The organism is Kitasatospora sp. NPDC059146 (assembly GCF_042786665.1).
Lineage (GTDB): Bacteria > Actinomycetota > Actinomycetes > Streptomycetales > Streptomycetaceae > Kitasatospora.
In genome coordinates this window covers 1-22,325 of sequence record NZ_JBHZCY010000113.1, presented here as the reverse complement: position 1 = coordinate 22,325, position 22,325 = coordinate 1, and the positions used below count along the sequence as shown (strand labels likewise).

Sequence of the window (22,325 nt, the reverse complement as noted above, 5' to 3'; positions counted from 1 at the left end):
TGACACGGCCGCCCGGACGCCGCCGCCTGCCAAGCTGGACCGCATGACCAGAAGCAAGAGCCCGCTCGTCGTCGTGGCCGTCCTGATCCTGGCCGTGCTCGCCGGAGTCGGCTACCTGCTCGCCGGCAAGGGCGGCAGCAGCCACCCCAAGGCCGCCGCGAGCGCCACCACCACCACGGGCGCCACGGCCCCCAAGCCCTCGGCGCCCAAGCCGTCCCCGCCGGCCGGCGGCGCCCCCTCCGCGGCCGGCACCTGGGTGCCCGCCGACCCGGCGCTGGCCGACGTCTGCCGCACCAAGCTCCCCAGCCAGGCCCAGGACACCATCGGCCTGATCGCCAAGGGCGGCCCCTACCCGTACAACCGGGACGGCATCGTCTTCGAGAACCGCGAGAGCCGGCTGCCGAAGAAGGGCAACGGCTACTACCACGAGTTCACCGTGGTCACCCCGGGCTCCAACGACCGCGGCACCCGACGGGTCGTCACCGGCGGCGCGGGCGAGCAGTACTGGTCCGCCGACCACTACGCGACCTTCCAGGAGATCGACCCGCGCTGCTGAGCGGCGATTCCCGGAAAGTACTTTCCAACTCGGAAAGACGATGGCACAGTGGAGCCACCGTCACTTCCGAGGGGGAAGCATGAGTGACTCCGTTCCCACCCCGCCGCTGTCCGCCGCCGAGGCGCTGCGCCTGGCCGACCGGGCCGGCGCGGCCGCCCGGCGGCCGGGCGAGGTGCCCCGCTGGTACGGGCCGGCCTTCGCCTTCGCGTTCGCCGCCTACGGCCTGGGGATCGGCCAGGCCGTCGAGACCGGGCAGTTCGTGATGATCGCCGTGCTCGCGGGCGGCTTCGCCGCCCTGACCGGCGTCCTCGCCCGGGTCGCCGTGCGCAGCGACGGCATCGTCCGCCGGGGCGTCCCGGACGGCATCGGCGGCCCGGTCGCCCTCGCGGTCCTCGCGGTCTGCGCCGCGTCGGCGGCCGGGATGCTGCTCGCCTGGCAGGCCGGCGGCGGCCCGCGCTGGATCGGCGGGGCCGCCGGGCTCGCGGCGGGCCTGACCTTCTGGGTGGGCACCGACCGGCTCAACCGCCGGGTCCGGCGCTCCCAGGAGGCCGGCTGATGCCCGCCGCCCTCGACCCGCTGCTCCAGCACGCCACCCGGCTGACCGTGCTCGCCTTCCTCGGCGCCTGCCGCGAGGCCGAGTTCGGCGCCGTCCGGGACCACTGCGAGGTCTCCGACTCCGTCCTCAGCAAGGCCGCCACCGCCCTGGAGGAGGCCGGCTACCTCACGGTGAAGAAGGGGTACGTCGGCAAGCGCCCGCGCACCTGGCTCGCCGCCACCGCCGCCGGTCGCGCCGCCCTCGCCGCCCACCTCGCCGAGCTCCAGCGGCTGGTCGCCGCCGCCGAGGCGGCCGGCGCCCGACACGCCTGAGGCACCGCCGGGTTCACCGGCCCCGCCGCCAGCTGACCCGGCCGTGCGGGCCGTGCGGGCCGGTGGTGACCAGGGCGGTCAGCTCGTGCAGCACCGGCGCCGGGTCGCGGCGGAGCTGGACCGGGGTGGTGCGCACCACCGGCAGGCCGGCGCCGGCCAGCCGGTTGGCGCGGGCCAGCCCGCGTTCGTGGTCGGCCGGGCGCAGGTGGTAGGCGCGGGAGTCGATCTCCAGCGCCACGCAGGCGTGCGGCCAGTAGGCGTCCGGCACGGCCAGGAAGCGGCCGTCCAGGAACAGCACCGGATTCCACAACGGCTCCGGCAGCCCCGCGTGGGCGAGCAGCTCGCGCGCCTCGCCCTCCACCACCGAGCGCACCCCGGCGGTGAGGTCCTCCACCACCCGGGCCACCTGCGGCAGCGCCAGCGCCCCCGGCCGGGCGAGCAACTGGTCCAGCAGCTCGCCGAGTTCGCAGTGCCGTCGCTGCACCGCCTCGGCGCACAGCGCCCGGAACCGGCGCTGCCCGGTCTCCCTCGGCGCCAGATCCGCCAGCGCCCGCGCGACCGGGGCGCTCCACAGCCCGTCGTCCCGCTCGAAGCCGCCCGGCATCACCCCGGACGACCGGTGGATCCGGACGAACTCCCGCTCCCTGACCCGGCGTTGGCCGGGGATCAGGACGTCGACCTCGGTCAGGTCGGCCGGATGCCCGGCGCTCGGCAGCCCGGCGTCCGCCAGTACCGCGAACCCGGTCAGCAGCACCTCGCCGGGCTGCTCCTGCCGCCCCTTCGGACTCGCGTACGCCAGGGCCGCCCGGAGTTTCTGATGACTCGTCAACCTCCCGTTCTGCAGGCAGATCACCCGCGGCAGCACCTGCTGCCAGGGCCCGCCCGGCCGCAGCCGGTGGGCGATCGTGCCGGAGGGCACGCCGAGCCGGCGCAGCTGCGCCCGGGTGGCGATGTGCTGCTGGTCGGCGCCGAGCAGGGCGACGGGGTCGAGCGGATGCGCGCGGGTCATACCCCGGTGCTGCCCGCCCGGATCGGAGGTATGCGAAACATCCCTCGTCAGGGGCGTTCCGGTAACGATGTTGACGAATCGGAGGTCGATCCGCTGTGCTGGAGGCACATGATGACCGAACCCAACGGCCCCGCGCTGGACGCGCTCAACGGCCTCTCCGTCGGTGACGCCCTCGGCGCCCAGTTCTTCGTCCCGGAAACCGCCCGGGCCCACTTCGCCTCCCGCACCGAACCGCCCGGCCCCTGGCCGTGGACCGACGACACCGAGATGGCCTGCTCGGTGTACGCCGCCCAGCGCGAACGCGGCGCGATCGACACCTTCGACCTCACCCACGCCTTCGCCCGCCGCCACGACTTCGACCGCGGCTACGGCCCGGCCGCCAACCGGCTGCTCCGACTGGTCCGCGAGGGCGGCGACGCCGGGGCCCTCGCCGCCGAACTCTTCGACGGCCAGGGCTCGTACGGCAACGGCGCCGCGATGCGGGTCGCCCCGCTGGGGGCGGCGTACGCGGACGACCCCGCCGCCGTGGTCCGGCCCGCCGCCGACACCGCGGTGATCACCCACACCCACCCCCAGGCGGTGGACGGCACGATCGCGGTCGCGGTGGCCGCCGCGTACGCGGTGCGGGCGCGGACCGGGCCGATGGCGCCGGAGGCCTTCCTGGAGGCGGTGGTCGAGCTCACCCCGTACGGCGTCCTGCGCGACGCGCTCGCCGAGGCCGTCCGACTGCTCGCCGAACCGGATGCCCGGGCCGTTGCCCGACTGCTCGGCAACGGCAGCCGGACCTCGGCCGCCGACACCGTCCCGTACGCCCTGTGGTGCGCCGCCCGCCACCTCACCGACTACCGGGCCGCCGTGTGGGAGGCGATCGCGGCCGGCGGCGACATGGACACCGTGGCCGCGATCACCGGGGGAGTGGTGGCCGCGCACACCGGCACCCACGGCATCCCGGCCGCCTGGCTGGCCGCCCGCGAACCGCTGCCCGGCTGGGCGTTCCCCGAGCCGGGCAGCGTTCGGGCGGGTTCCGCGGACGCCTCGCACCTCAAGCCGCTGCGACTGCCCCGGCCCTGTCCGGTGCCGGACCTCGTCTGGACCGAGGAGCAGTGGCGGGCGGTGAGGTCGGGGCGGATCACCGGGGACGTCGACGGACGGTGGATGTTCCACACCGCCGAGGGCGTCCTGCACCTGCACCGCAGCTGGACCGGCTTCGAGATCTGGCGGGTGCGGGTGGCCCCGGTCAGGGGCGGCGGCTGGCGGCCGGTGTCCGCGCTGGTCGAGGCGTACCCCGGGCACTACCGGGGCGAGCCCCGGGTACCCGAAGGCCTCCTGCGCATGGTGGCCGAGGGCTGAACCCCCGGCCCCGGCTCAGGCGGTGATCATCAGCTGCCCGGCGCCACTGCCGCCCTGTCTAAGACACTCCTGGTTGATCGCCGGATCCGGGGCGCTCGGCGAGGTGGCGGCGGCGATCCGCAGCTCGATGATGTCGCGCACGGCCGGCCACTCGTCCTCCAGGATCGAGTAGAACGCGGTCGAGCGCACCACCCCGTCCAGCCCGCGCGAGTGCGCCCGGCGGACGCCCTCGGAGGTCGCGCCGAGCCGTTCGATGGCGGCCCGGGAGCGCAGGTTGCGGGCGTCCGCGCGCAGCGAGATCCGCTGCACGCCCCAGGTCTCGAAGGCGTACCGGAGCATGAGCAGCTTGGCCTCGGTGTTGATGCCGGTGCCCTGGGCGCGCGGGGAGAGCCAGGTGTTGCCGATCTCGGCGGCGTCCGGGACGGCCGTGGCCGGATCACCGAACGGCACGCCGGGCACCGGCGGCCACACCATGGGGCCCTGCCAGTAGTCGAGTTCCAGGAACCGGGTGGAGCCGACCACCCGGCCGTCGGCGACGTTCACCGTCGCGAACGGCAGCGACCGGCCCGCGGCCTGGTCGGCGAGGGCGCGCGCGATGTAGTCGCGGGCCGCTTCCGGACCGTGCGGGACGGGGGTGAAGGCATAGGTCGTACGGTCCTCGGCGCCGGCCGCGGCGATGGCCTCGGCGTGGTGGGCGGCGAGGGGCTCCAACCGAACGGTGCGGCCGGTGAGGAAGACAGGTGCTGGCACGGAACCTTGGTCCTTCATCGGTCGTAGGGCGCATCCGGCGCCGGGGTGCGGCACGGGCTGCGGTGGACGAGGGGTTCGCCCCGGCCCGGTTTCCGGCTCCGGGTACCCGTGTGCGCCGGAGGATTCCGGTCGGATGGGGCGGAGCGGCGGCCCGGAACGGGCGGCGAGGGTGCCGGAACGGACACGGATCCTCGGACCGGTCCGGCGGGAACAGCGAGCGGGACAGTGTGCGTCCGCGAAATGGCCGAAGAGGTAACGAGTGCGCGAAGGGAAGCAGGCGGCCAGGTGAAGGCAAGATGCGTCGTGGGTGTCTGACCGAGCAGCGATCCGGGTCGTGATCGACGGCGTTACGGACGACGTGACGACGACGCGACGATGCGAGGCAGCGAGAGGACGATACCCGCCAGAAGGCGGTGCGTCACTTCGCGGCACCCGAATGTCGGCGCGGGCCGCCACCGCGCGCCCCGGACGGGGCTGTTGAACGCCCGTGAACAGGGGTTTTACCCCCGGGTGCGATCATGGTCCGGAGCGTTCGGCGACGGTCCCCGAGCGTGTTGCCGGGCGGGTCGCGGGGCGGGCCGTCCGCGAGAGCGGTCGGCCGGAACGGGAATTCCCGCGCGTCCCGGCACGCTGGACAAGGCGAGAGCCGGTCGGAGCGGGACGAGCAGAGAACGGGGAAGGGTGCGCGGTGCGAGACTTCCAGGCGCTGTACGAGCTGGATGAGCGGGGCGTGGCCGCCGTGGCCGAGGCCAACGCGGAGCTGCGCGACACCGGCGCCGGCCTGGTGCTGCTCCAGCACTTCGAGGGCTTCATGGACGCCGGCGAGGCGGGCGCCCAGGTGGTGGCCCACCTGCTGGAGACGGGCTCCCCCCAGGTGGTGGCCCGCTTCGACCACGACCGCCTGGTCGACTACCGGGCCCGCCGCCCCGCGATGGTCTTCGACCACGACCACTGGTCCTCCTACGACCCGCCGGAGATCCTGCTCCAGCTGGTCCGCGACGCCGCCGGCGCCCCGTTCCTGCTGCTCACCGGCCCCGAGCCGGACGTCGAGTGGGAGCGCTTCGCGCGCGCCGTCCGGGAGCTGGTGGAGCGCTTCGAGGTCCGGCTCAGCCTGGACTTCCACGGCATCCCGATGGGCGTGCCGCACACCCGCCCGGTCGGCCTGACGCCGCACGGCAACCGGCTCGACCTCGCGCCGGGGTACCCGCAGTGGTTCGAGCAGGCGCAGGTCCCGGGCAGCGCCCAGGCCCTGCTGGAGTACCGCCTGGCCGAGGCCGGGCACGACGTGCTGGGCTTCGCCGTGCACGTCCCCCACTACGTGGCCCGTTCGGCCTACCCGGCGGCCGCCGTGCTGATCCTGGAGGCCGTGCAGTCCGCCACCGGACTGGTGCTGCCCGGCACCCGGCTGCGCGAGCGGACGGGCGAGGTGTACGCCGACATCGAGGAGCAGCTGGCCCAGGGCGACGGCGAGTTGCGCTCCGCCATCCGTGGCATGGAGGGCCAGTACGACGCGGTCGCGGGCGCCGAGGGCCGGGAGAGCCTGCTGGCCGAGCCGGTCGACCTGCCGTCCGCGGACGAGCTGGGGCGGCGCTTCGAGCAGTTCCTCGCCGAGCACGAACGCGGCGCGGAGTAACGGGAACGGGGCAACGGGAACGGGGCAACGGCAACGCAGTGACGGGAGCGGAGTCGCCGGAACGGCGTAACGCCGACGCCGTGGCGGGAGTCATCGGCGCGGCCCGTACGTTGAGCTGTGCGGTGCCCGGGGGGACCGGCCGCCGCGTACGCAGCTGCCCGTGACCCGCACCCCCAGGGGGGACGCCATGCCCAGGACCACCCGCCCGTCGACCGTCGCGACGGCCCTCTCGGCCGCCCTGCTGCTGGCCGCCCTGGCCGGGTGCGGCGGCGGGTCGGACGGACCGGACGGCTCCGACCGGGGCTTCGCGGGCGCCCTGCCCGGTCGCGCCCCGGCCGGTGCGACCCCGACCCCCACCCCGACGCCGACCCCCACCCCGCCGCCCGCCGCCCCGTACGTGGCGCTCGGCGACTCGTACACCGCCGGGCCCCGGATCGCCCCGCAGGTCGGCGACCCGGCCGGCTGCGCCCGCTCCGGGGTCAACTACCCCTCCCTGCTGGCGAAGGCGCTCGGGGTGGCGCCCGGGCAGTTCCGGGACGTCAGCTGCAGCGGCGCCCGCACCGGGGACCTCAGGAGCCCGCAGAAGACCGCCGACGGCCCCAACCCGGCCCAGCTGGACGCGCTGACCCCGGACACCCGGCTGGTCACCGTGGGCATCGGCGGCAACGACGCCGGTTTCATGGAGGTCGTCACCGAGTGCGCCAAGGCCACCCTGGCGGACGCGGTGAAGGACCTGGTCGGCGAGGACCGCGCGGCCGCGCCCTGCCGGGAGCACTACGCCTCCGGCGGCACCGACGAGGTGCGGGCCCGGGTCGACGCGGCCGGCGAGCGGCTCGGCGAGGTCCTCCGGGAGATCGGGCGCCGCTCCCCGCGGGCCCGGGTGTACGTGGTCGGCTACCCGGCCCTGCTCCCGGCCGACCCGGCGGGCTGCCGGGCGACCCTGGGCACCACGGTCGCGGCGGCCGACCTCGGCTTCCTCACCGAGAAGGAGCAGCAGCTCAACGGCATGCTCAAGCAGCGCGCGGAGGCCGCCGGGGCGGTGTTCGTGGACACCGCCGGGCCCTCGGCCGGGCACGACATGTGCGCGGGGGAGGACGCCCGCTGGATCGAGCCGCCGTTCCCGGCCCACGGCCTCACCCCGGTCCACCCCAACGCCAAGGGGGAGGAGGGGGTGGCCGCCGCGCTGCTCAAGGCCGTCCGGGGCTGAGGCTGCCGCAGACCGTGCCGCCGACCGCGTTGGTCGGCGGCACGTGGTGATGGATCCACGGATCCGCACTCTGCGCCTCACGTGGGGCACGCCTCCCGCGTCAGTGGGACGGCGTACCGTGAGTGCCATGTGACTCCGCCTCTCCGCGATGACGGAGCGGCTTCTCACTCGGCTCTGGGAGCCTCATGACGGTCAAGCCCTGACCGCTGCCCGAGGACAGGTGGCCGAGTATATGTCACTCCGCGCGCCCGGCCGACTACGCAAGGAAGTGGATGGACGACACCACGCACCGCCTCGCCGCCCCGCTCCCGTACGACCACGCCGCCGAGGCCCGCTGGGTCCCCGAACCGGACAAGCGTCCCGGCCGCACCGCCTTCCAGCGCGACCGCGCCCGGGTGCTGCACTCCGCCGCACTGCGCCGGCTGGCCGGCACCACCCAGGTGGTGGCCCCGATGCGCAGCGACTTCCCGCGCACCCGGCTCACCCACTCGCTCGAATGCGCCCAGGTCGGCCGGGAACTGGGCGCCGCCCTCGGCTGCGACCCGGACCTGGTGGAGACCGGCTGCCTGGCCCACGACATCGGCCACCCGCCCTTCGGCCACACCGGCGAGGAGGCCCTCGACCAGGCCGCCGAGGCCTGCGGCGGCTTCGAGGGCAACGCCCAGTCGCTGCGCATCCTGACCCGGCTCGAACCCAAGCGGTTCGCGCCGGCGGAGGAGCAGCCGGCCTCCCGGCTCGCCCCCTGGCCCGGCCGCAGCGTCGGCCTCAACCTGAGCCGGGCCGCCCTGGACGCGGCCACCAAGTACCCGTGGACCAAGGGCGCCCACCCGACCGACCCGGCCTCGCCCAAGTACGGCGTCTACGCCGACGACCTGCCGGTCTTCCGCTGGCTGCGGGCCGGCTCCCCGGCCGGGCGCAAGTGCTTCGAGGCCACCGTCATGGACTGGTCCGACGACGTCGCCTACTCCACCCACGACGTCGAGGACGGCCTCCAGGCCGGCCACATCGACCCGGCCGCGCTGCGCGCCCCCGGCGAGCGCGCCGACCTGTTCAAGGTCGCCGAGCGCTACGCCCCGGACGCCGAGCCGGAGGAGCTCTCCGCCGCCCTGGACCGGCTGCTGGCCCAGGACTTCTGGCCGCAGGGCTACGACGGCACCGCGCGTGCCCGGGCCGGGCTCAAGGACCTCACCAGCCAGCTGATCGGCCGCTTCTGCCTGGCCGCCGAGCAGGCCACCCGCGCCAGCTACGGCCCCGGCCGGCTGACCCGCTACACCGCCGAGCTGGTGGTGCCGCGGGAGGTCCGGCTGGAGGTCGCGGTGCTCAAGGCCGTCGCCGTCCTCTACGTGATGATGCGCGACGAGCAGGCCCAGCTGCGGGCCCGCCAGCGGATCGTGATCGCCGAGCTGGCGTACGTGCTGAACCAGCGCGCCCCCGAGGGGCTGGACCCGGTCTTCACCGCGATGTACCACGAGGCCGAGGACGACCGCGCCGCCCTGCGCACCGTGATCGACCAGATCGCCACCCTCACGGACGCCTCGGCGCTGGCCCTGCACGGCAGGCTGGTCGGGGCCTCCTGGACCTGACGCCCACGTCAGGCCACGTGAGGCCCACGTCACGCCCGCCCGGCGCGGCCCGGGCCCGGACCCGGGCCGCAGCCCCGGCTCGAAACCCCGGCCGCCCCAGTAGACTTCCGGGGTGGCCGGGCGGATCAGGGACGAAGACGTACAAGCGGTGCGCAGCGCACTGCCGATCGACGCGGTGGTCGGCGACTACGTACAGCTGACCAACGGTGGCGGTGGCGAGTACAAGGGCGTCTGCCCCTTCCACGACGAGAAGTCCGCCTCCTTCTACGTCAACCCCGCCAAGGGCGTCTTCCACTGCTTCGGCTGCCAGGAGAACGGCGACACCATCGCCTTCCTGATGAAGATCGAGCACTTCACCTTCGCCGAGGCCGTCGAGCGGATGGCGGCCCAGGCCGGCATCACGCTGCGCTACGAGGAGGGCGGCTACAGCCCCCGCCACCAGCAGGGCGAGCGGACCCGGCTGGTCGAGGCGCACAAGGTGGCCTCCGCCTGGTACCAGGAGCAGCTGGCCTCGGCGGAGGCGGAGATCGGCCGCCGCTTCCTGGCCGAGCGCGGCTTCGACGAGGAGGCCGCGAAGACCTTCGGGGTGGGCTACGCCCCGGCGGGGTGGGAGCACCTGGTCCGCTACCTGCGCGGCAAGGGGTTCAGCGACAAGGAGATCCTCCAGGGCGGCCTGGCCTCGCAGGGGCAGCGCGGCGGTCTGATCGACCGCTTCCGGGGCCGGCTGGTGTGGCCGATCCGGGACATCGCGGGCGAGGTGGTCGGGTTCGGCGCCCGCCGGCTGCGCGAGGACGACAACGGTCCGAAGTACCTGAACACCCCCGAGACGCCGATCTACAAGAAGTCCCACGTGCTGTACGGCATCGACCTGGCGAAGAAGGAGATCGCCAAGTCGGGCCGCGCGGTGGTGGTCGAGGGCTACACCGACGTGATGGCCTGCCACCTGGCCGGGGTCACCTCGGCGGTGGCGACCTGCGGCACGGCGTTCGCCGAGGACCACATCAAGATCATCCGTCGGCTGCTGATGGACACCTCCCAGTACCGCGGCGAGACGGTCTTCACCTTCGACGGCGACGCGGCCGGCCAGAAGGCCGCGCTGCGCGCCTTCGAGGACGACCAGAAGTTCGCCGCCAAGACCTCCATCGCGGTCAGCCCGGGCGGCATGGACCCCTGCGACCTGCGGCTGGCCCAGGGCGACGAGGCGGTCCGGCAGCTGATCGACCACCCCGTCCCGCTGTTCGAGTTCGCGCTGAACACGGCGGTCGCCAAGCACCGGGTCGAGACCCCCGAGGGGCAGGCCGCCGCGATGGAGGAGGCCGCCCTGATCGTCGCGAAGATCAAGGACCCGTCGATCCGGCACGGCTACGCGATCCGGCTGGCCGGCATGGTCGGGGTGAACCCGGGCGACGAGCAGTTCGTGGTCCGCCGGATCTCCCAGCTGGCCCGCTGGGAGCGGGAGAAGCAGCAGAACCCCCGCGCCAACGGCCAGCAGCGCCGCACCGAGCAGCCTGTCGCGGTGCCGGGCCCGGCCAGGCCCGCGTTCCGGCTCAACCCGCGGGACCCGGCCCAGTTCGTCGAGCGGGAGCTGCTCAAGCTGGCGCTCCAGCACCCGGAGCTGGTCAGCCCGGCCTTCGACCAGTACGGCGACGACGAGTTCCCGACCCCGCCGTACACCGCCGTCCGGCAGGCCATCGCCAAGGCCGGCGGCACCGGGTACGGGGCGGCCGCGCCCGACTTCACCGGCGCGGTGCGCGAGGCCTCCCCGGACGACCAGGTGCGCTCGCTGGTGACCGAGCTGACCGTCGAACCGGTGCGCTCGCTGCGCAAGGCGGACGCGGTCTACGCGGGCGAGTTCCTGGTCAAGCTGCGCCTGCTGGCCGTCGACCGGCGGATCGCCGAGGTCCGCGGCTACCTCCAGCGGCTCGGCCACCGGGCGGACGCCGAGCAGCTGCACGCGGTGCAGACCGAGCTGTGGCAGCTCCAGCAGTACGGCGACCAGCTCAAGAGCCGGGGCGCCGGGGCGTTGTAGCGGGTTCTCCGGCGCGAACGGCCCCGGGAAGTCCCGCACAGAAAGTCGGCGCACGAGTCTCGGCCACGGAGCGTGGCGTACCCCACACTGGAGGGCGTCCCACCTCCGTACAGCGCGGGTCCGCCAGAGTCGCGCCCGCCCCGAGGGATGCCCGTGGACCGAGGCCTTGCCGCAGCGACCACCGCCACCAGACGAGCCGAGCCGACCGGACGGGCCGAGCCCACCGGACGAGCCGAACCGACCGAACCGACCGGACGGGCCGAGCCCGCCGGGCCGCCGACCGGGGAGCAGGAGGCCGACCACGGCCGGGCCGGGGCCGCGCCCCCGGGCCCACGGGTCCCCGCCCAGGAGCGGCCGGAGGGCCACCCCGACAGCCCGGAGGCGGCGGCCGAGCCGGACCTCGACGACGAGGGCCCCGCCGAGCGCTCCGAAGGCGGCGGTCCGGCCGCCGACCTGCTGCGCCAGTACCTGCGCGAGATCGGCCGGATCCGGCTCCTCACCGCCGCCGAGGAGGTCGAACTGGCCCGCCGGATCGAGGCCGGACTGTTCGCCGAGGAGCAGCTGAACGCGGACCCGCCGCCGCCCGACCCGCTGGCCGGCGAACTGGACTCCCTGGTGGTCCTCGGCCGGATCGCCAAGCGCCGCCTGATCGAGGCGAACCTGCGCCTGGTGGTGTCCGTCGCCAAGCGCTACGTCGGCCGCGGGCTGACCCTGCTGGACCTGGTCCAGGAGGGCAACCTGGGCCTGATCCGGGCGGTGGAGAAGTTCGACTACGCCCGCGGCTACAAGTTCTCGACGTACGCGACCTGGTGGATCCGGCAGGCGATGAGCCGGGCGCTGGCGGACCAGGCCCGGACGATCCGGGTGCCGGTGCACGTGGTGGAGCTGATCAACCGGGTGGTCCGGGTGCAGCGCGCGCTGCTGCAGGAGCGCGGTCTGGAGCCCAGCCCGGCCGACATCGGCACCGCCCTGGAGCTCACCGAGGTGCGGGTCCGCGAGCTGCTCCGGCTGGCCCAGGAGCCGATCTCGCTGCACACCCCGGTCGGGGAGGAGGACGACGTCGCGCTCGGTGACCTGATCGAGGACGCCGACGCCGCCTCACCCGCCGAGTCGGCGACCTTCCTGCTGCTGCGCCAGCACCTGGACGCCGTGCTGGCGACCCTGGGCGAACGGGAACGCCAGGTCGTCCAGCTCCGCTACGGCCTGGACGACGGCCGCCCGCGCACGCTGGAGGAGATCGGCTCGGTGTTCGGCGTGACCCGGGAGCGGATCCGGCAGATCGAGTCCAAGACGCTGGTCAAGCTCCGCGACCACGCCTCCGCCGAGCAGCTGCGCGGCTACCTCGACTGACCGGGCGGGGACGCGGCCGGGCTCGGCGAGACCTGCTCGGCCGGCGGGGCCTGGGTCGCGCCCTGCGCGGGGTCGGCCGAGGCCGGTGCCGAAGCCGGTGCCGAGGCCGAGTCGCTCGGCGTGGCCCCGGCGCCCGGGGGCGGCGAGGCGGGGCCGATCGGGATCGGGGTGGAGGCCACCACCCTGGCCAGGTCGGTGACGGTCCCGGTGCAGTCGTGCCCGGCCGGCTGGGTGCCGCAGACCTGGAAGCCGATCGAGGGGTCGGCCGCGTTCAGCATCGGCGAGTAGTTGTCGTAGCCCCAGTGGATCATCGCGGTCTCGCTGTCCCCGGTGGTGTCGGTGATCACCGCGAAGTCCTTGGGCTCGCCCTCGGAGATCGCCGCCCAGGCGGCCTGGCAGGTCTGGCTGTAGCGGAGGTAGACGACGACCTTGCCGATGACCTGGGTCTGCAGCGTGCGCGCGTCCCTGCCGCAGCCGGTGGTCTTGGGGTCCTTGTGGGCGCAGCCGAGGGCCCGGCAGTCGGGGGCGCCCGCCACGGCCGCCGTGGTCGGGGCGGTCCTGCCGGTGGCCGAGGTGCTCGGGGCCGGACCGTCGGCGGCCGAGGCCTGGTCGTCGTGCCGGCTGAGGTGCAGCCCGGCCAGCACCAGCAGCAGTGCCAGCACGGCCGCACCGGCGACCAGGGCCGCGGGACGGCGCCACCAGGCGACGGCGGGTTCGTCCGCGCATTCGTCGGTGGTCTCGGCGGCCGGCCCGTCGGCGGCTCCGGCGACCGGTCCGGCGGTCGGGTCGTCGCTGGGCTCGGCGGTTTCGGCGGGCTCGGCGGCCGGTTCGGACGGGTCGGTCCCGGGGACCGACCCGTCGTCGGTCGGCGCCGGCTCCGCGCTCCGGTCCCCGGGCTCCCCGCCCGGGTCCTCGGTCTTCGGGGCCACGGCCTCCCGTGCCACGGCTTCCTGGGCCACGGTCCCCGGGACCACGGGGTCGGCCGCCCGCTGCCGGAGCCGGCGCAGCACCACCGGGTCGCAGTCGACCGCCCTGATCAGCGCCTCCAGCGCCTGCTCGGTGACCACCCGTTTGCCGTTCAGCCAGCGCTCCCAGGAGGCCCGGCTGTAGTGGGTCCGGGTGGCGAGCTCGGACAGTGACAGTCCGGCGTCGTCCTTGAGCTTGCGGAGCTCCTCGGCCAGCAGGCGGGCGGGCTCGGACAGCTCCTCGGGCAGGTCCTTCCAGACGGAAGCCAACGCGGTCCTCCATGAGTCGCGGGACGGGACGACGGTGGGACGGGGCGGGAGGTGCACGCCCGGTCCGGCCGTTCGGCGTCTCCTCGTTCTCCAACCTCAGCGGCCCGGTGTCCCAAACTCCAGGTCATGGCGTTGAGACGGACGGAAGTGTCTCACAACCCCCCGGAACCATCGAACAGTCATGTGTTCGTCGTGCAGAGTTCTCCCTGCCGGTGCGTTCCACCGACCGGCCGTTTCGTTCGGGCCCCCGGCCGGTCGGCCGTGGTCGGCCCGATACGGAGTCCCGGATCCCCCACCGGTCGTGGCAGCCTCACGGGGGGAGGCTGCCCCGACCGACCGGGACCACCCGGTGGGAGGGCGCTTCCCCTGCGCCCTCCCACCGCGGCGTTTCCGGGGCGCTGAGCCGCCCCGGAAACGCCTTCAGTGGTGGAAGCCCTCGCGGACCGGCACACCCAGGTCCTGCAGCGGGACGGGCTGGCGGCGCAGCTCCGGCAGCAGCCGGTTGAGGTCGGCCAGCAGCAGGTCGGCGAGGTCCCGGGAGAAGCCGTTGCGACAGACCACCCGGAGCACCGACAGGTCCTGCCGGTTCGCCGGGAAGGTGTACGCGGGGACCTGCCAGCCGCGCTCGCGCAGCCGCCGTGAGACGTCGAAGACGTCGAAGGTGACGTCCTCGGTGGTGGTGAAGGCGAACACCGGGACCTGGTCGCCGCGGGTCAGCAGCCGGAAGCAGCCGAGCTTCCCGATCTCCCCGGCCAGGTAGCCGGCGACCTCCCGGCAGGCGCCCTGGACCGCCCGGAAACCGGCCCGGCCGAGCCGCAGGAAGACGTAGTACTGCGCCGCGACCTGCGCGCCGGGCCGGGAGAAGTTGAGCGCGAAGGTCGGCATCTCGCCGCCCAGGTAGTTGACCCGGAAGACCAGTTCCTCGGGCAGGGCCTCCTTGTCCCGCCACAGCGCCCAGCCGACGCCGGGGTAGACCAGGCCGTACTTGTGGCCGGAGGTGTTGATCGACTGCACCCGGGGGAGCCGGAAGTCCCAGACCAGCTCCGGGTCGAGGAAGGGCGCCACCATGCCGCCGGAGGCGCCGTCCACGTGCACCGGGACGTCCAGGCCGGTGCGCGCCTGGAGCTCGTCCAGGGCCGCGCAGATCTCCGCGACCGGCTCGTACGAGCCGTCGAAGGTCGAGCCGAGGACGCCGACCACGCCGATGGTGTTCTCGTCGCACAGCGCGACGGCCTGCTCGGGGCCGAGGTGGAAGCGCTCGCCCTCCATCGGCGCGGTGCGGGCCTCGATCTCCCAGAAGGTGCAGAACTTCTCCCAGCACACCTGGACGTTGACGCCCATCACGAGGTTGGGCCGGGCCCCGGCCGCGTAGCGCTCGGGGTTGCGGCGCATCCAGCGGCGCTTGAGCGCCATGCCGGCCAGCATGCAGGCCTCGCTGGAGCCGGTGGTGGAGCAGCCGACCGCGGCGTCCGGGTCGGGGGCGTGCCAGAGGTCGGCGAGGATGGCCACGCAGCGCCGCTCCAGTTCGGCGGTCTGCGGGTACTCGTCCTTGTCGATCATGTTCTTGTCCAGGCACTCGGTCATCAGCCGGGTCGCCTGCACCTCCATCGAGGTGGTGACGAAGGTCGCCAGGTTGAGCTTGGCGCTGCCGTCCAGCATCAGCTCGTCGTGGATCAGCTGGTACGCGGTGTCGGCCGCGACCGGGCCCTCGCCGAGCCGGTGCACCGGCGGGGCGAGTTCCATCGCGCCCAGCGGGTCGGTGATGCCGAGGAACGGACTGACGCTCAGCCGGCGGTCGTCGCCGGTCCCCTTGTGCAGGGCCATGGGTGGCTGTCGCCCTTCGCCTCGGTTGCCGTGTCCCGACCCACGCTGCCATCGGGCGCCGGGTGACGCATCCTCACCGGCGGACTCCGGCCGGTGGGGCTCGGCCCGGACGGCAGGGCTCAGGCCGAGGGGCCGGCGGCGGCCTCCGGGTGGATCTGGTCCCGGGCGGCGCGGTACTGCTGGCGCACCGCCGACCCGATCGCCAGGTCCTGTTCGTCCTCGGGCTCGACCGTCTCGGCGTCCGGCAGCGCCCACTCCGGCGGCTCGGAGGTGCCGGCCAGCGCCCAGGCGGCCTGCCGGGCGGCGCCTCGGGCGGCGTGCGCGCCCGGCGGGGGCACCACGACCGGGACGCCGAACAGCATCGGGGCGATGTGCCGGACGGCGGGCAGCCGGCCGGCCGCGCCGAGCAGGAACACCCGCTTGATGCCGACGCCCAGGGCGCGCAGCACGTCCAGGGCGTCGGCGGTGTTGCACAGCATGCCCTCGACGGCGGCCCGGGCCAGGTGCTGAGGGGTCATCGCCTCGGCCCGCAGGCCGGTCAGGGTGCCGGCGGCGTGCGGCAGCGCGGGGGTGCGCTCGCCGTCCAGGTAGGGCAGCAGCACCAGGCCGTAGGCGCCGGGGGAGGAGTGCAGGGCGAGGTCGCTCAGCCCCTCCAGGTCCCGGCCGAGCACGGCGGCGGTGGAGCGCAGCACCTGGGCGGCGTTGAGGGTGGCGACCATCGGCAGGTGGCGGCCGCTCGCGTCGGCGAAGGAGGAGACCAGGCCGGTGGCGTCCACCACGGCCTCCTCGTGCACCGCGAAGATCGTCCCGGCGCTGCCGAGCGAGACCACCGCGTCGCCCGGGCCGAGGCCCAGGCCGAGGGCGGCGGCCATGTTGTCGCCGGTGCCGGCCGAGATCAGCAGGCCCTCGGGGGTGTGCCCGGCGGGTTCGGCGGGGCCGAGCACGTCGGGCAGCCGGAGTTCGTGGCCGAGCGCCAGCTCGACCAGGTCCTGCCGGTACTCGCCGGTGATCGGGGACCAGTAGCCGGTGCCGGAGGCGTCGCCGCGGTCGGTGGTGCGGCGCTTGGGGTGGCCGAGCAGCTGCCAGACCAGCCAGTCGTGCGGCAGCAGCACCTCGGCGACCCGGCGGGCGTTGGCCGGCTCGAACTCGGCCAGCCAGCGCAGCTTGGCGATGGTGTACGTGGGTCCGGGGACGGCGCCGATCGCGGCGGTCCAGGCGGCCGGGCCGCCGAGGGCGTCCAGCAGCTTGGCGGCGGCGCCGCTGGAGCGCGGGTCGTTCCACAGGATCGCGGGCCGCACCTGCACCCCGCCCGCGTCCAGGCCGATCATGCCGTGCTGCTGGGCGCTGACGCCGATCGCCCGGACGCCCTCCAGCAGGCCGCCGGCCGCGGCGTCGCCGAGGGAGTGCAGCCAGACCTGCGGGTCGGCCTCGCCGGGGCGCAGGTCCTGGTCCTCGGGGACGGGGTGGGGCGCCTTGCCGGAGCGCAGGACGGTGCCGGTGTCGGCGTCGCACGCGACGATCCTGGTGCGGCTGGTCGAGCTGTCTATCCCCGCGACGATGGCCATGTCGAGATCATGCCTCAGCCCGGCCCGGGACGCGTCCGGGCCGGGTGAGCCGTTGCCGGTTCGGGACCGGGCGTTGGGATCTCCTTTGCCGGGGGATCACCGCCCCGTCACGGACGGTGGCTACCGCCCGGTCACGGGCGGACGGTGCCCCAGCCGTCGTCCTCCGCCCGGGAGCGGGTGAAGTACGGCACCCGGTCGGTGACGGCGTTCGGCAGCCTGTCCCCGACCCGGTCCGCGACGGCACCGGCCGCCTTCCCGGCCACCGCCCCGGCCTGCTGCCGCGCCCGGTCGGTGGCCCCCTGCACGGTCGGGTTCCGGGCGATCCGCCGGGTGACCTCGGTGATCTGTTCGTAGCGCCGGCGCCCGGCCCGCGAGCCGAGGACGTAGCCGGCCGCGAAACCCGCGGCCAACGACAGCTTCCACATGATCGGACCCACCCTCTCCTGGCGGCCTTCTGCCGCATTGCCCTACCCGTTGCCCGGGACGGCGAACCGTCCGCGCCCCCAGCATCCCCGGGTGCCGTCGGGGGCGCGCGCGGGGCACGCCGGACCGGAGGTTCGGGGCGGCCGGGGAAACGATTGGCGGACCACCCCCCCGAGTGCGCTAATGTATGTCCCGCAGCGAGCGCCGAGGAGCCCGGGTCACGGGAGCCGAAGCGGAAGCCGATCCCCCATAGCTCAATTGGCAGAGCAGCCGACTGTTAATCGGCAGGTTATTGGTTCGAGTCCAATTGGGGGAGCTCGGGAGTAGTGCTCCTCGGAGCCCGATTCCCGCCCGTGGTACGGAAGTTGAGTACCGCGATCCCGCATAGCTCAATTGGCAGAGCAGCCGACTGTTAATCGGCAGGTTATTGGTTCGAGTCCAATTGCGGGAGCTGCACCGGGTCCGCCCGGTGACTGCTCAGAGCGAAGGCCCCTCGGACGACCGGGGGGCCTTCGTGTTGTCCGCCCCGGTGTCGCGTGCGTCACCCCGCCGTGCCCTCCCCGGCGCCGCGGGCGGGCCGGGGAGGGCATCGCCGGGATCAGGTGGTCGCCCGCCGGTACAGGTCGGCGATCCGCTGGTCGAAGGCCACGCTGTACGAGGTGCCCGGGGTGTCCCCGCCCTCCTGGTAGCCGCCGATCACGCCGACCACCGTGCCGTCGCCGGTCACCCAGGGACTGCCGCTGGTGCCGTCGGTGTAGCCGCCGCAGTCGAAGCGTTCCTGGGTGGCGCTCTGCGAGCTGGTCCGGACCGCGCAGGTGATCGGTTCGTCGCTCTCGTTCGGGTAGCCGGTCACCGAGACCGCCAGTCCGACGCCCCGGCCGGTGCCGAGCGGGTTGCCGCCGACCGCCTCCTCGACCTGCCGGCCGTCGGCCGGGCGGACGGTGACGAAGGCCACGTCGTAGTCCGGGTCGTCGTCGGAGGCCCAGCGGGGATCGACGGTGATCGACTGCACCTGCCAACTCCCGTACGGGGAGTACCCGTTGCGGTAGCCGGGGGTGAACACCAGGCCGTCCAGCAGGCCGACCCGCTGGTTCTGCACGCAGTGCGCGGCGGTGACCAGCAGATTGCGCGCGGGGCTGCGCACCACGCTCGCCGTGCAGGACCGGGGCCCCTGGGCGCTGTGGACGGACAGCGTGCCGATCCGGTCGCGGGCCGCGCTCTGCTGGGCGACCTCGGCGTTCGGCGCCGCGTCCGGCCCGCTGCCGCACGCGGTGCCGGCGGCCAGCAGCAGGGCGGCCAGCGCGGTCGCTCCGGCCGCGCGCGCGGGCGGCACCGGGCGGGGGGCCATCGGGGCTCCGTCTCGTTCCTCGGGGCGGGCATCCGGGCCGTGCGTTCCGCCGTTCGAGAGGAAGATCTACCAGGCCGTGCCCGGCGGCGCCACTGCCGGGTGTTCGAATCGGTCCGGGGCCGGCCCGGTCAGCCGGTGGCCCGGTCGTAGAGCGCCTGGACCCGGTCGCCGAAGTAGCTGCTGTACGAGGTGTCCGGGCTGTTCCCGCCCTCCTGGTAGCCGCCGATCACGCCGACCACGGTGCCGGTCCTGGTGGACGGGTCGAAGTCGGTGACCCAGGGACTGCCGCTGGTGCCGCCGGTGTAGTCCGGGCAGTCGATCCGCAGCTGGGTGGCGCTCTGTTCGGTGGTGGTGTTGGAGCAGGTGATCGGGACGTCGCTGCTGCCCGGGTAGCCGGTCACCCGCACCGGGACCTGGTAGCCGCGGTTGACGCCCAGTTTGTTGGCGCCGAGCACCTGCTGCACCTGCTGCCCGTTCTGCGCCTGGACGACGGCGAAGGCGACGTCCATGTCCGGGTCGGCGTGGTCCTTCCAGCCGTCGTCCACGCTGACCGCCAGCAGCGGCCAGACCCCGCTCGGGGTGTCGCCGTTGCGGTAGCCGGGGACGAAGACCAGGTCGCTGCGCCGGCCGATCCTCGGGTCCCAGACGCAGTGGGCGGCGGTGACGATCAGGTTGAGCCCGGCGCTGTCGACCACGCTGGCGGTGCAGAAGTGGTCGCCGTCCGCGTTGCGCGTGAACACCGCACCGACCAGGCCGTTGAGCACGGTGGGCTTGGCGGTGCGGGTGACCCCGGTGTGCTTGCCGATCGCCCCCTTGAAGCGCTGCTTGCTCCAGCCGTGGGCGTCGGCGGCACCGGGCGGTGCCGAGGTGACCGTCGGGGCGACGGTGCCGGGCCGCGCCGCGGTGGTGCACCCCGCCAGCGCGAAGGCCAGCACCAGTCCTCCGGCCGCAGCTCCCGCCCCACGCATCGTCATCAGCCCAGGCTGCCCTGTCCGGGCCCTCCGTCGCCACCCGGAGCCCGCCACCGGGGCGGGCGCGCGCCCTCCCGCACCCAGCTGCGCCCCCGGCGCGCACCACGGGTGATCGACCGGCTATGCTGCCCGGGACGGCCTCGCGGGGCCGTCTGCTGCTGCCGTGGCCGACGACCGGCACGCGCGGCGAACCGGGGCGGTAGCTCAGCCGGTTAGAGCAGGGGACTCATAATCCCTTGGTCGTGGGTTCGAGTCCCACCCGCCCCACTTCTCCCACCCCCGTGCGGCCCGTCGGCCGACGGGGCTCCAGGCGCGGCGAGAACAGACTGTACGCGCGCAAACATCCTCCGTGGCGATTACACGCCGAGGTTCACCCTCCCTGGGGACCCGGGGGCCGGTCGGGCCCGTGGCCTTCCGGGTCGCGTGGGGCCGGTACATCCCGCCTGCCGCGCGGCCGTGCACGCGGTGGCCGACCCATGGGCGTCGAGTCCTCAACTGCGCGTACCGGAGCATCACTTCGGGTGATCCGCCGGAGCGCGAGGCGAACCCCCCGGGATGCGACGGCCGGCGGCTCTGCGGCGCCCGGCGGCGTCGGACCGCGTTCACCCCTGGTGCGGTGCCCCGAAAAAGTGATATCACTTTGACAGCTGCAGCGGACGTCCGCGCGGCGCACATCGCACAAGGGGGAGTCGGTCCCATGACCGCACCGCACGTCTCCGTCGAGGACGGCCCCGTCCTCGACCTCCCGGCCCCGAGGGTCACCGAGCGGGTCATCACCGGGGCACCGGGGCTGCCGGTGCTCGGCGGCGCCCTGCTGGGCGTGCTCGCCGGGCTCGCCGGACTGATCGCCGGCGGGGTCCAACTCGCCGGTGGCGACAAAGGCCTGGGCGTTCCGCTGGTGGTCCTCGGACCACTGGTGCTGCTCGGCTCGCTGGTCCTGCTCTGCGGGCTGACGGTCGTCTCGCCCGGCTCGGCCCGGGTGGTCCAGCTGCTCGGCACCTACCGGGGGACGATCCGCGCCGAGGGGATCAGCTGGCTGAACCCCTTCACCAGCCGCCGGCACATCTCGCTGCGGATCCGCAACCACGAGACCGAGACCGCCAAGGTCAACGACGCGGACGGCAACCCGATCGAGATCGCCGCCGTGGTGGTCTGGCAGGTCGAGGACTCCGCGATGGCGGTGTTCGAGGTGGACGACTACGTCGACTTCGTCGCCATCCAGACCGAGACGGCCGTCCGGCACATCGCCACCAGCTACCCGTACGACGCCCACCACGAGGGGCAGTTGTCGCTGCGCGACGGCGCGGACGAGATCGCCCGCAAGCTGTCCGCCGAGATCGCCGCCCGGGTCGCCTCGGCCGGTGTGCGGGTCGTCGAGTCCCGGATCACCCGGCTCGCCTACGCGCCCGAGGTCGCCCAGGTGATGCTCCAGCGGCAGCAGGCCGGGGCCGTGGTGGCCGCCCGGCGGCTGATCGTCGAGGGCGCCGTCGGTATGGTCGAGGAGGCCTTGGACCGGCTCGCCGAGCGGGACGTGGTGGAGTTGGACGAGGAGCGCAAGGCCGCCATGGTGAGCAACCTCCTGGTGGTGCTCTGCGGCGACCGGGGCACCCAGCCCGTCGTGAACACGGGCTCCCTCTACCAGTAAGGGCGCGGCGTTGGCGACGGAACGGAAGAAGCTCCTGTTGCGACTGGATCCTTCGGTTCACGACGCACTGGCGAGGTGGGCCGCGGACGAACTGCGCAGCACCAACGCCCAGATCGAGTTCGTGCTCCGCCGCGCCCTCGGCGAGGCCGGCCGGATGCCCAGCGGCGCGGCCCGGCTTCCCCGGCGCGGCCGACCGCCCAAGGAGAGCCCGGAGGACGGCGGTCCCGCCGAGGACTGACCGCAGCGGCCGGGCGCTCCGCAGATCGTCCCTGATCCTTCGGAGACCGAGATGGACCTTCCCGTCAATCTGCCCGAGAAGCTCTACCTGCTCGCCTACGACCCCGAGCGCGGGCGGCTCACCCGCACGACCGACCTGGACCTGGCCCTGCGGGCGGCGGCGCTCACCGAGCTCCTCCGCCGCGGGCTGATCCGTGACGACGGCCGGCACCCGGCCGCCGTCGACGGCCCGACCGGCGGGCTCGACCCGCTCTCCGCCGCGCTGCTGGAGCAGATCCGCCAGGGGCGGCGGCGTACCTGGTGGAGCTGGATCGGGCGCCGGGGGCGGTCGGCGCGGGTGGTCCGCGACGGGCTCGCGGCCGCCGGGCGGATCCGGGTCGAGGAGCACCGGGTGCTCGGGATCTTCCCGGTCGCCCGGGTCACCCTGGCGGAGCCCCGGGTGCGCAAGGCGCTGGCGGCGAGCGTCACCTCGGCGCTGAGCGGCCCGTTCAGCCGGGTCGACCCGGCGGAGGCGGCGCTGGTCGCCCTGGTCGACGCGGCCCGGCTGAGTACGGCCCTGACCTGGCGCCACCGGCGCGAGTTCCGGGCCCGGATCGACAAGCTGGCCCCGGCGGCCGGCCCGGTCCCGCGCGCCCTGCGCCGGGCCGTCAACGCGAAGCACGCGGACGCCGGGACGGGCTGACCCGCCCCGGACGCGGCCCGCCGGCCCGGACGCCTACCGAACGGGCGTCCGGGCCGGCGGG

General features: G+C 74.6%; 20 protein-coding genes and 3 tRNA genes. 15 read left to right on the top strand and 8 right to left on the bottom strand.

Annotation, left to right across the window (positions count from 1 at the left end; translation table 11 throughout):
- Positions 1-43 precede the first annotated feature (43 nt).
- The 3 genes from ACFXPX_RS33860 to ACFXPX_RS33850 all read left to right on the top strand — a co-directional run bounded on the left by ACFXPX_RS33860 (position 44) and on the right by ACFXPX_RS33850 (position 1,423).
- Complete coding sequence (locus ACFXPX_RS33860) at positions 44-556, top strand: ribonuclease (RefSeq protein WP_375892523.1); 513 nt, start codon at positions 44-46, stop codon at positions 554-556.
- Between the two features lie 79 nt (positions 557-635).
- The gene (locus ACFXPX_RS33855; RefSeq protein WP_380524902.1) at positions 636-1,112 is read left to right on the top strand and encodes a hypothetical protein; all 477 of its coding nucleotides are present in this window, start codon (positions 636-638) and stop codon (positions 1,110-1,112) included.
- Complete coding sequence (locus ACFXPX_RS33850; RefSeq protein WP_375892526.1) at positions 1,112-1,423, top strand: transcriptional regulator; 312 nt, start codon at positions 1,112-1,114, stop codon at positions 1,421-1,423. Before ACFXPX_RS33855 ends, ACFXPX_RS33850 begins: the two co-directional genes overlap by 1 nt.
- Before the next feature lie 13 nt (positions 1,424-1,436).
- On the opposite strand, the gene ACFXPX_RS33845 is transcribed toward ACFXPX_RS33850, so the two are convergent.
- Entirely contained in the window at positions 1,437-2,432 is a 996-nt protein-coding gene (locus ACFXPX_RS33845) for a hypothetical protein (RefSeq protein WP_380644353.1), read from the bottom strand.
- A 111-nt stretch (positions 2,433-2,543) separates the two neighbouring features.
- Between ACFXPX_RS33845 and ACFXPX_RS33840 the strand changes: the two genes are divergently transcribed.
- Complete coding sequence (locus ACFXPX_RS33840; protein WP_380644352.1) at positions 2,544-3,782, top strand: ADP-ribosylglycohydrolase family protein; 1,239 nt, start codon at positions 2,544-2,546, stop codon at positions 3,780-3,782.
- 15 nt (positions 3,783-3,797) lie between these two features.
- Here ACFXPX_RS33840 and ACFXPX_RS33835 read toward each other — a convergent pair whose 3' ends face one another.
- Complete coding sequence (locus ACFXPX_RS33835; RefSeq protein WP_375892532.1) at positions 3,798-4,532, bottom strand: GNAT family N-acetyltransferase; 735 nt, start codon at positions 4,530-4,532, stop codon at positions 3,798-3,800.
- A gap of 688 nt (positions 4,533-5,220) precedes the next feature.
- Between ACFXPX_RS33835 and ACFXPX_RS33830 the strand changes: the two genes are divergently transcribed.
- The 5 genes from ACFXPX_RS33830 to ACFXPX_RS33810 all read left to right on the top strand — a co-directional run bounded on the left by ACFXPX_RS33830 (position 5,221) and on the right by ACFXPX_RS33810 (position 12,334).
- Entirely contained in the window at positions 5,221-6,165 is a 945-nt protein-coding gene (locus tag ACFXPX_RS33830) for a PAC2 family protein (protein ID WP_360228636.1), read from the top strand.
- Between the two features lie 187 nt (positions 6,166-6,352).
- Positions 6,353-7,372 carry an SGNH/GDSL hydrolase family protein gene (locus ACFXPX_RS33825; RefSeq protein ID WP_380644351.1) on the top strand — a complete coding sequence of 340 codons (1,020 nt, stop codon included), beginning with the start codon at positions 6,353-6,355 and terminating at the stop codon, positions 7,370-7,372.
- Positions 7,373-7,644: 272 nt separating this feature from the next.
- Positions 7,645-8,955, top strand: coding sequence for a deoxyguanosinetriphosphate triphosphohydrolase (locus tag ACFXPX_RS33820; protein ID WP_380644350.1), 1,311 nt, complete (start codon positions 7,645-7,647; stop codon positions 8,953-8,955).
- A 112-nt stretch (positions 8,956-9,067) separates the two neighbouring features.
- Positions 9,068-10,984 carry a DNA primase gene (dnaG, locus tag ACFXPX_RS33815; protein WP_380524906.1) on the top strand — a complete coding sequence of 639 codons (1,917 nt, stop codon included), beginning with the start codon at positions 9,068-9,070 and terminating at the stop codon, positions 10,982-10,984.
- A 147-nt stretch (positions 10,985-11,131) separates the two neighbouring features.
- The gene (locus tag ACFXPX_RS33810; protein WP_380644349.1) at positions 11,132-12,334 is read left to right on the top strand and encodes a sigma-70 family RNA polymerase sigma factor; all 1,203 of its coding nucleotides are present in this window, start codon (positions 11,132-11,134) and stop codon (positions 12,332-12,334) included.
- Here the strand turns inward: ACFXPX_RS33810 and ACFXPX_RS33805 are convergent.
- The 4 genes from ACFXPX_RS33805 to ACFXPX_RS33790 all read right to left on the bottom strand — a co-directional run bounded on the left by ACFXPX_RS33805 (position 12,322) and on the right by ACFXPX_RS33790 (position 17,383).
- Positions 12,322-13,569: a helix-turn-helix domain-containing protein gene (locus ACFXPX_RS33805; protein ID WP_380644348.1), complete on the bottom strand. Its 1,248-nt coding sequence runs from the start codon at positions 13,567-13,569 to the stop codon at positions 12,322-12,324. The genes ACFXPX_RS33810 and ACFXPX_RS33805 overlap by 13 nt on opposite strands.
- Before the next feature lie 420 nt (positions 13,570-13,989).
- Complete coding sequence (locus ACFXPX_RS33800; RefSeq protein WP_375892542.1) at positions 13,990-15,393, bottom strand: glutamate decarboxylase; 1,404 nt, start codon at positions 15,391-15,393, stop codon at positions 13,990-13,992.
- Between the two features lie 119 nt (positions 15,394-15,512).
- On the bottom strand, positions 15,513-16,958 hold the full coding sequence (locus ACFXPX_RS33795) for an FGGY family carbohydrate kinase (RefSeq protein ID WP_380644347.1): 1,446 nt from the start codon (positions 16,956-16,958) through the stop codon (positions 15,513-15,515).
- Positions 16,959-17,089: 131 nt separating this feature from the next.
- Positions 17,090-17,383 (bottom strand): hypothetical protein, encoded by a 294-nt coding sequence (locus tag ACFXPX_RS33790; protein ID WP_375892545.1) that lies wholly within the window; start codon positions 17,381-17,383, stop codon positions 17,090-17,092.
- Between the two features lie 241 nt (positions 17,384-17,624).
- On the opposite strand from ACFXPX_RS33790, the gene ACFXPX_RS33785 reads away from it, so the two are divergent.
- Both ACFXPX_RS33785 and ACFXPX_RS33780 read left to right on the top strand, forming a co-directional pair.
- Positions 17,625-17,697 (top strand) — tRNA-Asn (locus tag ACFXPX_RS33785).
- A 62-nt stretch (positions 17,698-17,759) separates the two neighbouring features.
- Positions 17,760-17,832, top strand: a tRNA-Asn gene (locus ACFXPX_RS33780).
- A gap of 147 nt (positions 17,833-17,979) precedes the next feature.
- Here the strand turns inward: ACFXPX_RS33780 and ACFXPX_RS33775 are convergent.
- Positions 17,980-18,729 (bottom strand): trypsin-like serine peptidase, encoded by a 750-nt coding sequence (locus tag ACFXPX_RS33775; RefSeq protein WP_380527566.1) that lies wholly within the window; start codon positions 18,727-18,729, stop codon positions 17,980-17,982.
- 128 nt (positions 18,730-18,857) lie between these two features.
- Positions 18,858-19,703 (bottom strand): trypsin-like serine peptidase, encoded by an 846-nt coding sequence (locus tag ACFXPX_RS33770; protein WP_380527564.1) that lies wholly within the window; start codon positions 19,701-19,703, stop codon positions 18,858-18,860.
- Between the two features lie 190 nt (positions 19,704-19,893).
- On the opposite strand from ACFXPX_RS33770, the gene ACFXPX_RS33765 reads away from it, so the two are divergent.
- From ACFXPX_RS33765 to ACFXPX_RS33750, 4 genes are all read left to right on the top strand, one after another.
- Positions 19,894-19,967, top strand: a tRNA-Ile gene (locus ACFXPX_RS33765).
- A 430-nt stretch (positions 19,968-20,397) separates the two neighbouring features.
- A complete protein-coding gene (locus tag ACFXPX_RS33760) occupies positions 20,398-21,345 on the top strand; it encodes an SPFH domain-containing protein (RefSeq protein ID WP_380527562.1) in 948 nt (315 codons plus the stop codon).
- Positions 21,346-21,355: 10 nt separating this feature from the next.
- Positions 21,356-21,583, top strand: coding sequence for a hypothetical protein (locus ACFXPX_RS33755; RefSeq protein ID WP_380401618.1), 228 nt, complete (start codon positions 21,356-21,358; stop codon positions 21,581-21,583).
- Positions 21,584-21,634: 51 nt separating this feature from the next.
- Positions 21,635-22,264 carry a GPP34 family phosphoprotein gene (locus ACFXPX_RS33750; RefSeq protein WP_380644346.1) on the top strand — a complete coding sequence of 210 codons (630 nt, stop codon included), beginning with the start codon at positions 21,635-21,637 and terminating at the stop codon, positions 22,262-22,264.
- Positions 22,265-22,325 lie beyond the last annotated feature (61 nt).

What these genes read in the sequence shown, in the direction of transcription:
- ACFXPX_RS33860 (WP_375892523.1), top strand. Translation starts at nt 44, where the DNA reads ATGACCAGAAGCAAGAGCCCGCTCGTCGTCGTGGCCGTCCTGATCCTG.
- ACFXPX_RS33855 (WP_380524902.1), top strand. Translation starts at nt 636, where the DNA reads ATGAGTGACTCCGTTCCCACCCCGCCGCTGTCCGCCGCCGAGGCGCTG.
- ACFXPX_RS33850 (WP_375892526.1), top strand. Translation starts at nt 1,112, where the DNA reads ATGCCCGCCGCCCTCGACCCGCTGCTCCAGCACGCCACCCGGCTGACC.
- ACFXPX_RS33845 (WP_380644353.1), bottom strand. Translation starts at nt 2,432, where the DNA reads ATGACCCGCGCGCATCCGCTCGACCCCGTCGCCCTGCTCGGCGCCGAC.
- ACFXPX_RS33840 (WP_380644352.1), top strand. Translation starts at nt 2,544, where the DNA reads ATGACCGAACCCAACGGCCCCGCGCTGGACGCGCTCAACGGCCTCTCC.
- ACFXPX_RS33825 (WP_380644351.1), top strand. Translation starts at nt 6,353, where the DNA reads ATGCCCAGGACCACCCGCCCGTCGACCGTCGCGACGGCCCTCTCGGCC.
- ACFXPX_RS33820 (WP_380644350.1), top strand. Translation starts at nt 7,645, where the DNA reads ATGGACGACACCACGCACCGCCTCGCCGCCCCGCTCCCGTACGACCAC.
- ACFXPX_RS33810 (WP_380644349.1), top strand. Translation starts at nt 11,132, where the DNA reads ATGCCCGTGGACCGAGGCCTTGCCGCAGCGACCACCGCCACCAGACGA.
- ACFXPX_RS33800 (WP_375892542.1), bottom strand. Translation starts at nt 15,393, where the DNA reads ATGGCCCTGCACAAGGGGACCGGCGACGACCGCCGGCTGAGCGTCAGT.
- ACFXPX_RS33795 (WP_380644347.1), bottom strand. Translation starts at nt 16,958, where the DNA reads ATGGCCATCGTCGCGGGGATAGACAGCTCGACCAGCCGCACCAGGATC.
- ACFXPX_RS33790 (WP_375892545.1), bottom strand. Translation starts at nt 17,383, where the DNA reads ATGTGGAAGCTGTCGTTGGCCGCGGGTTTCGCGGCCGGCTACGTCCTC.
- ACFXPX_RS33775 (WP_380527566.1), bottom strand. Translation starts at nt 18,729, where the DNA reads ATGGCCCCCCGCCCGGTGCCGCCCGCGCGCGCGGCCGGAGCGACCGCG.
- ACFXPX_RS33770 (WP_380527564.1), bottom strand. Translation starts at nt 19,703, where the DNA reads ATGACGATGCGTGGGGCGGGAGCTGCGGCCGGAGGACTGGTGCTGGCC.
- ACFXPX_RS33760 (WP_380527562.1), top strand. Translation starts at nt 20,398, where the DNA reads ATGACCGCACCGCACGTCTCCGTCGAGGACGGCCCCGTCCTCGACCTC.
- ACFXPX_RS33750 (WP_380644346.1), top strand. Translation starts at nt 21,635, where the DNA reads ATGGACCTTCCCGTCAATCTGCCCGAGAAGCTCTACCTGCTCGCCTAC.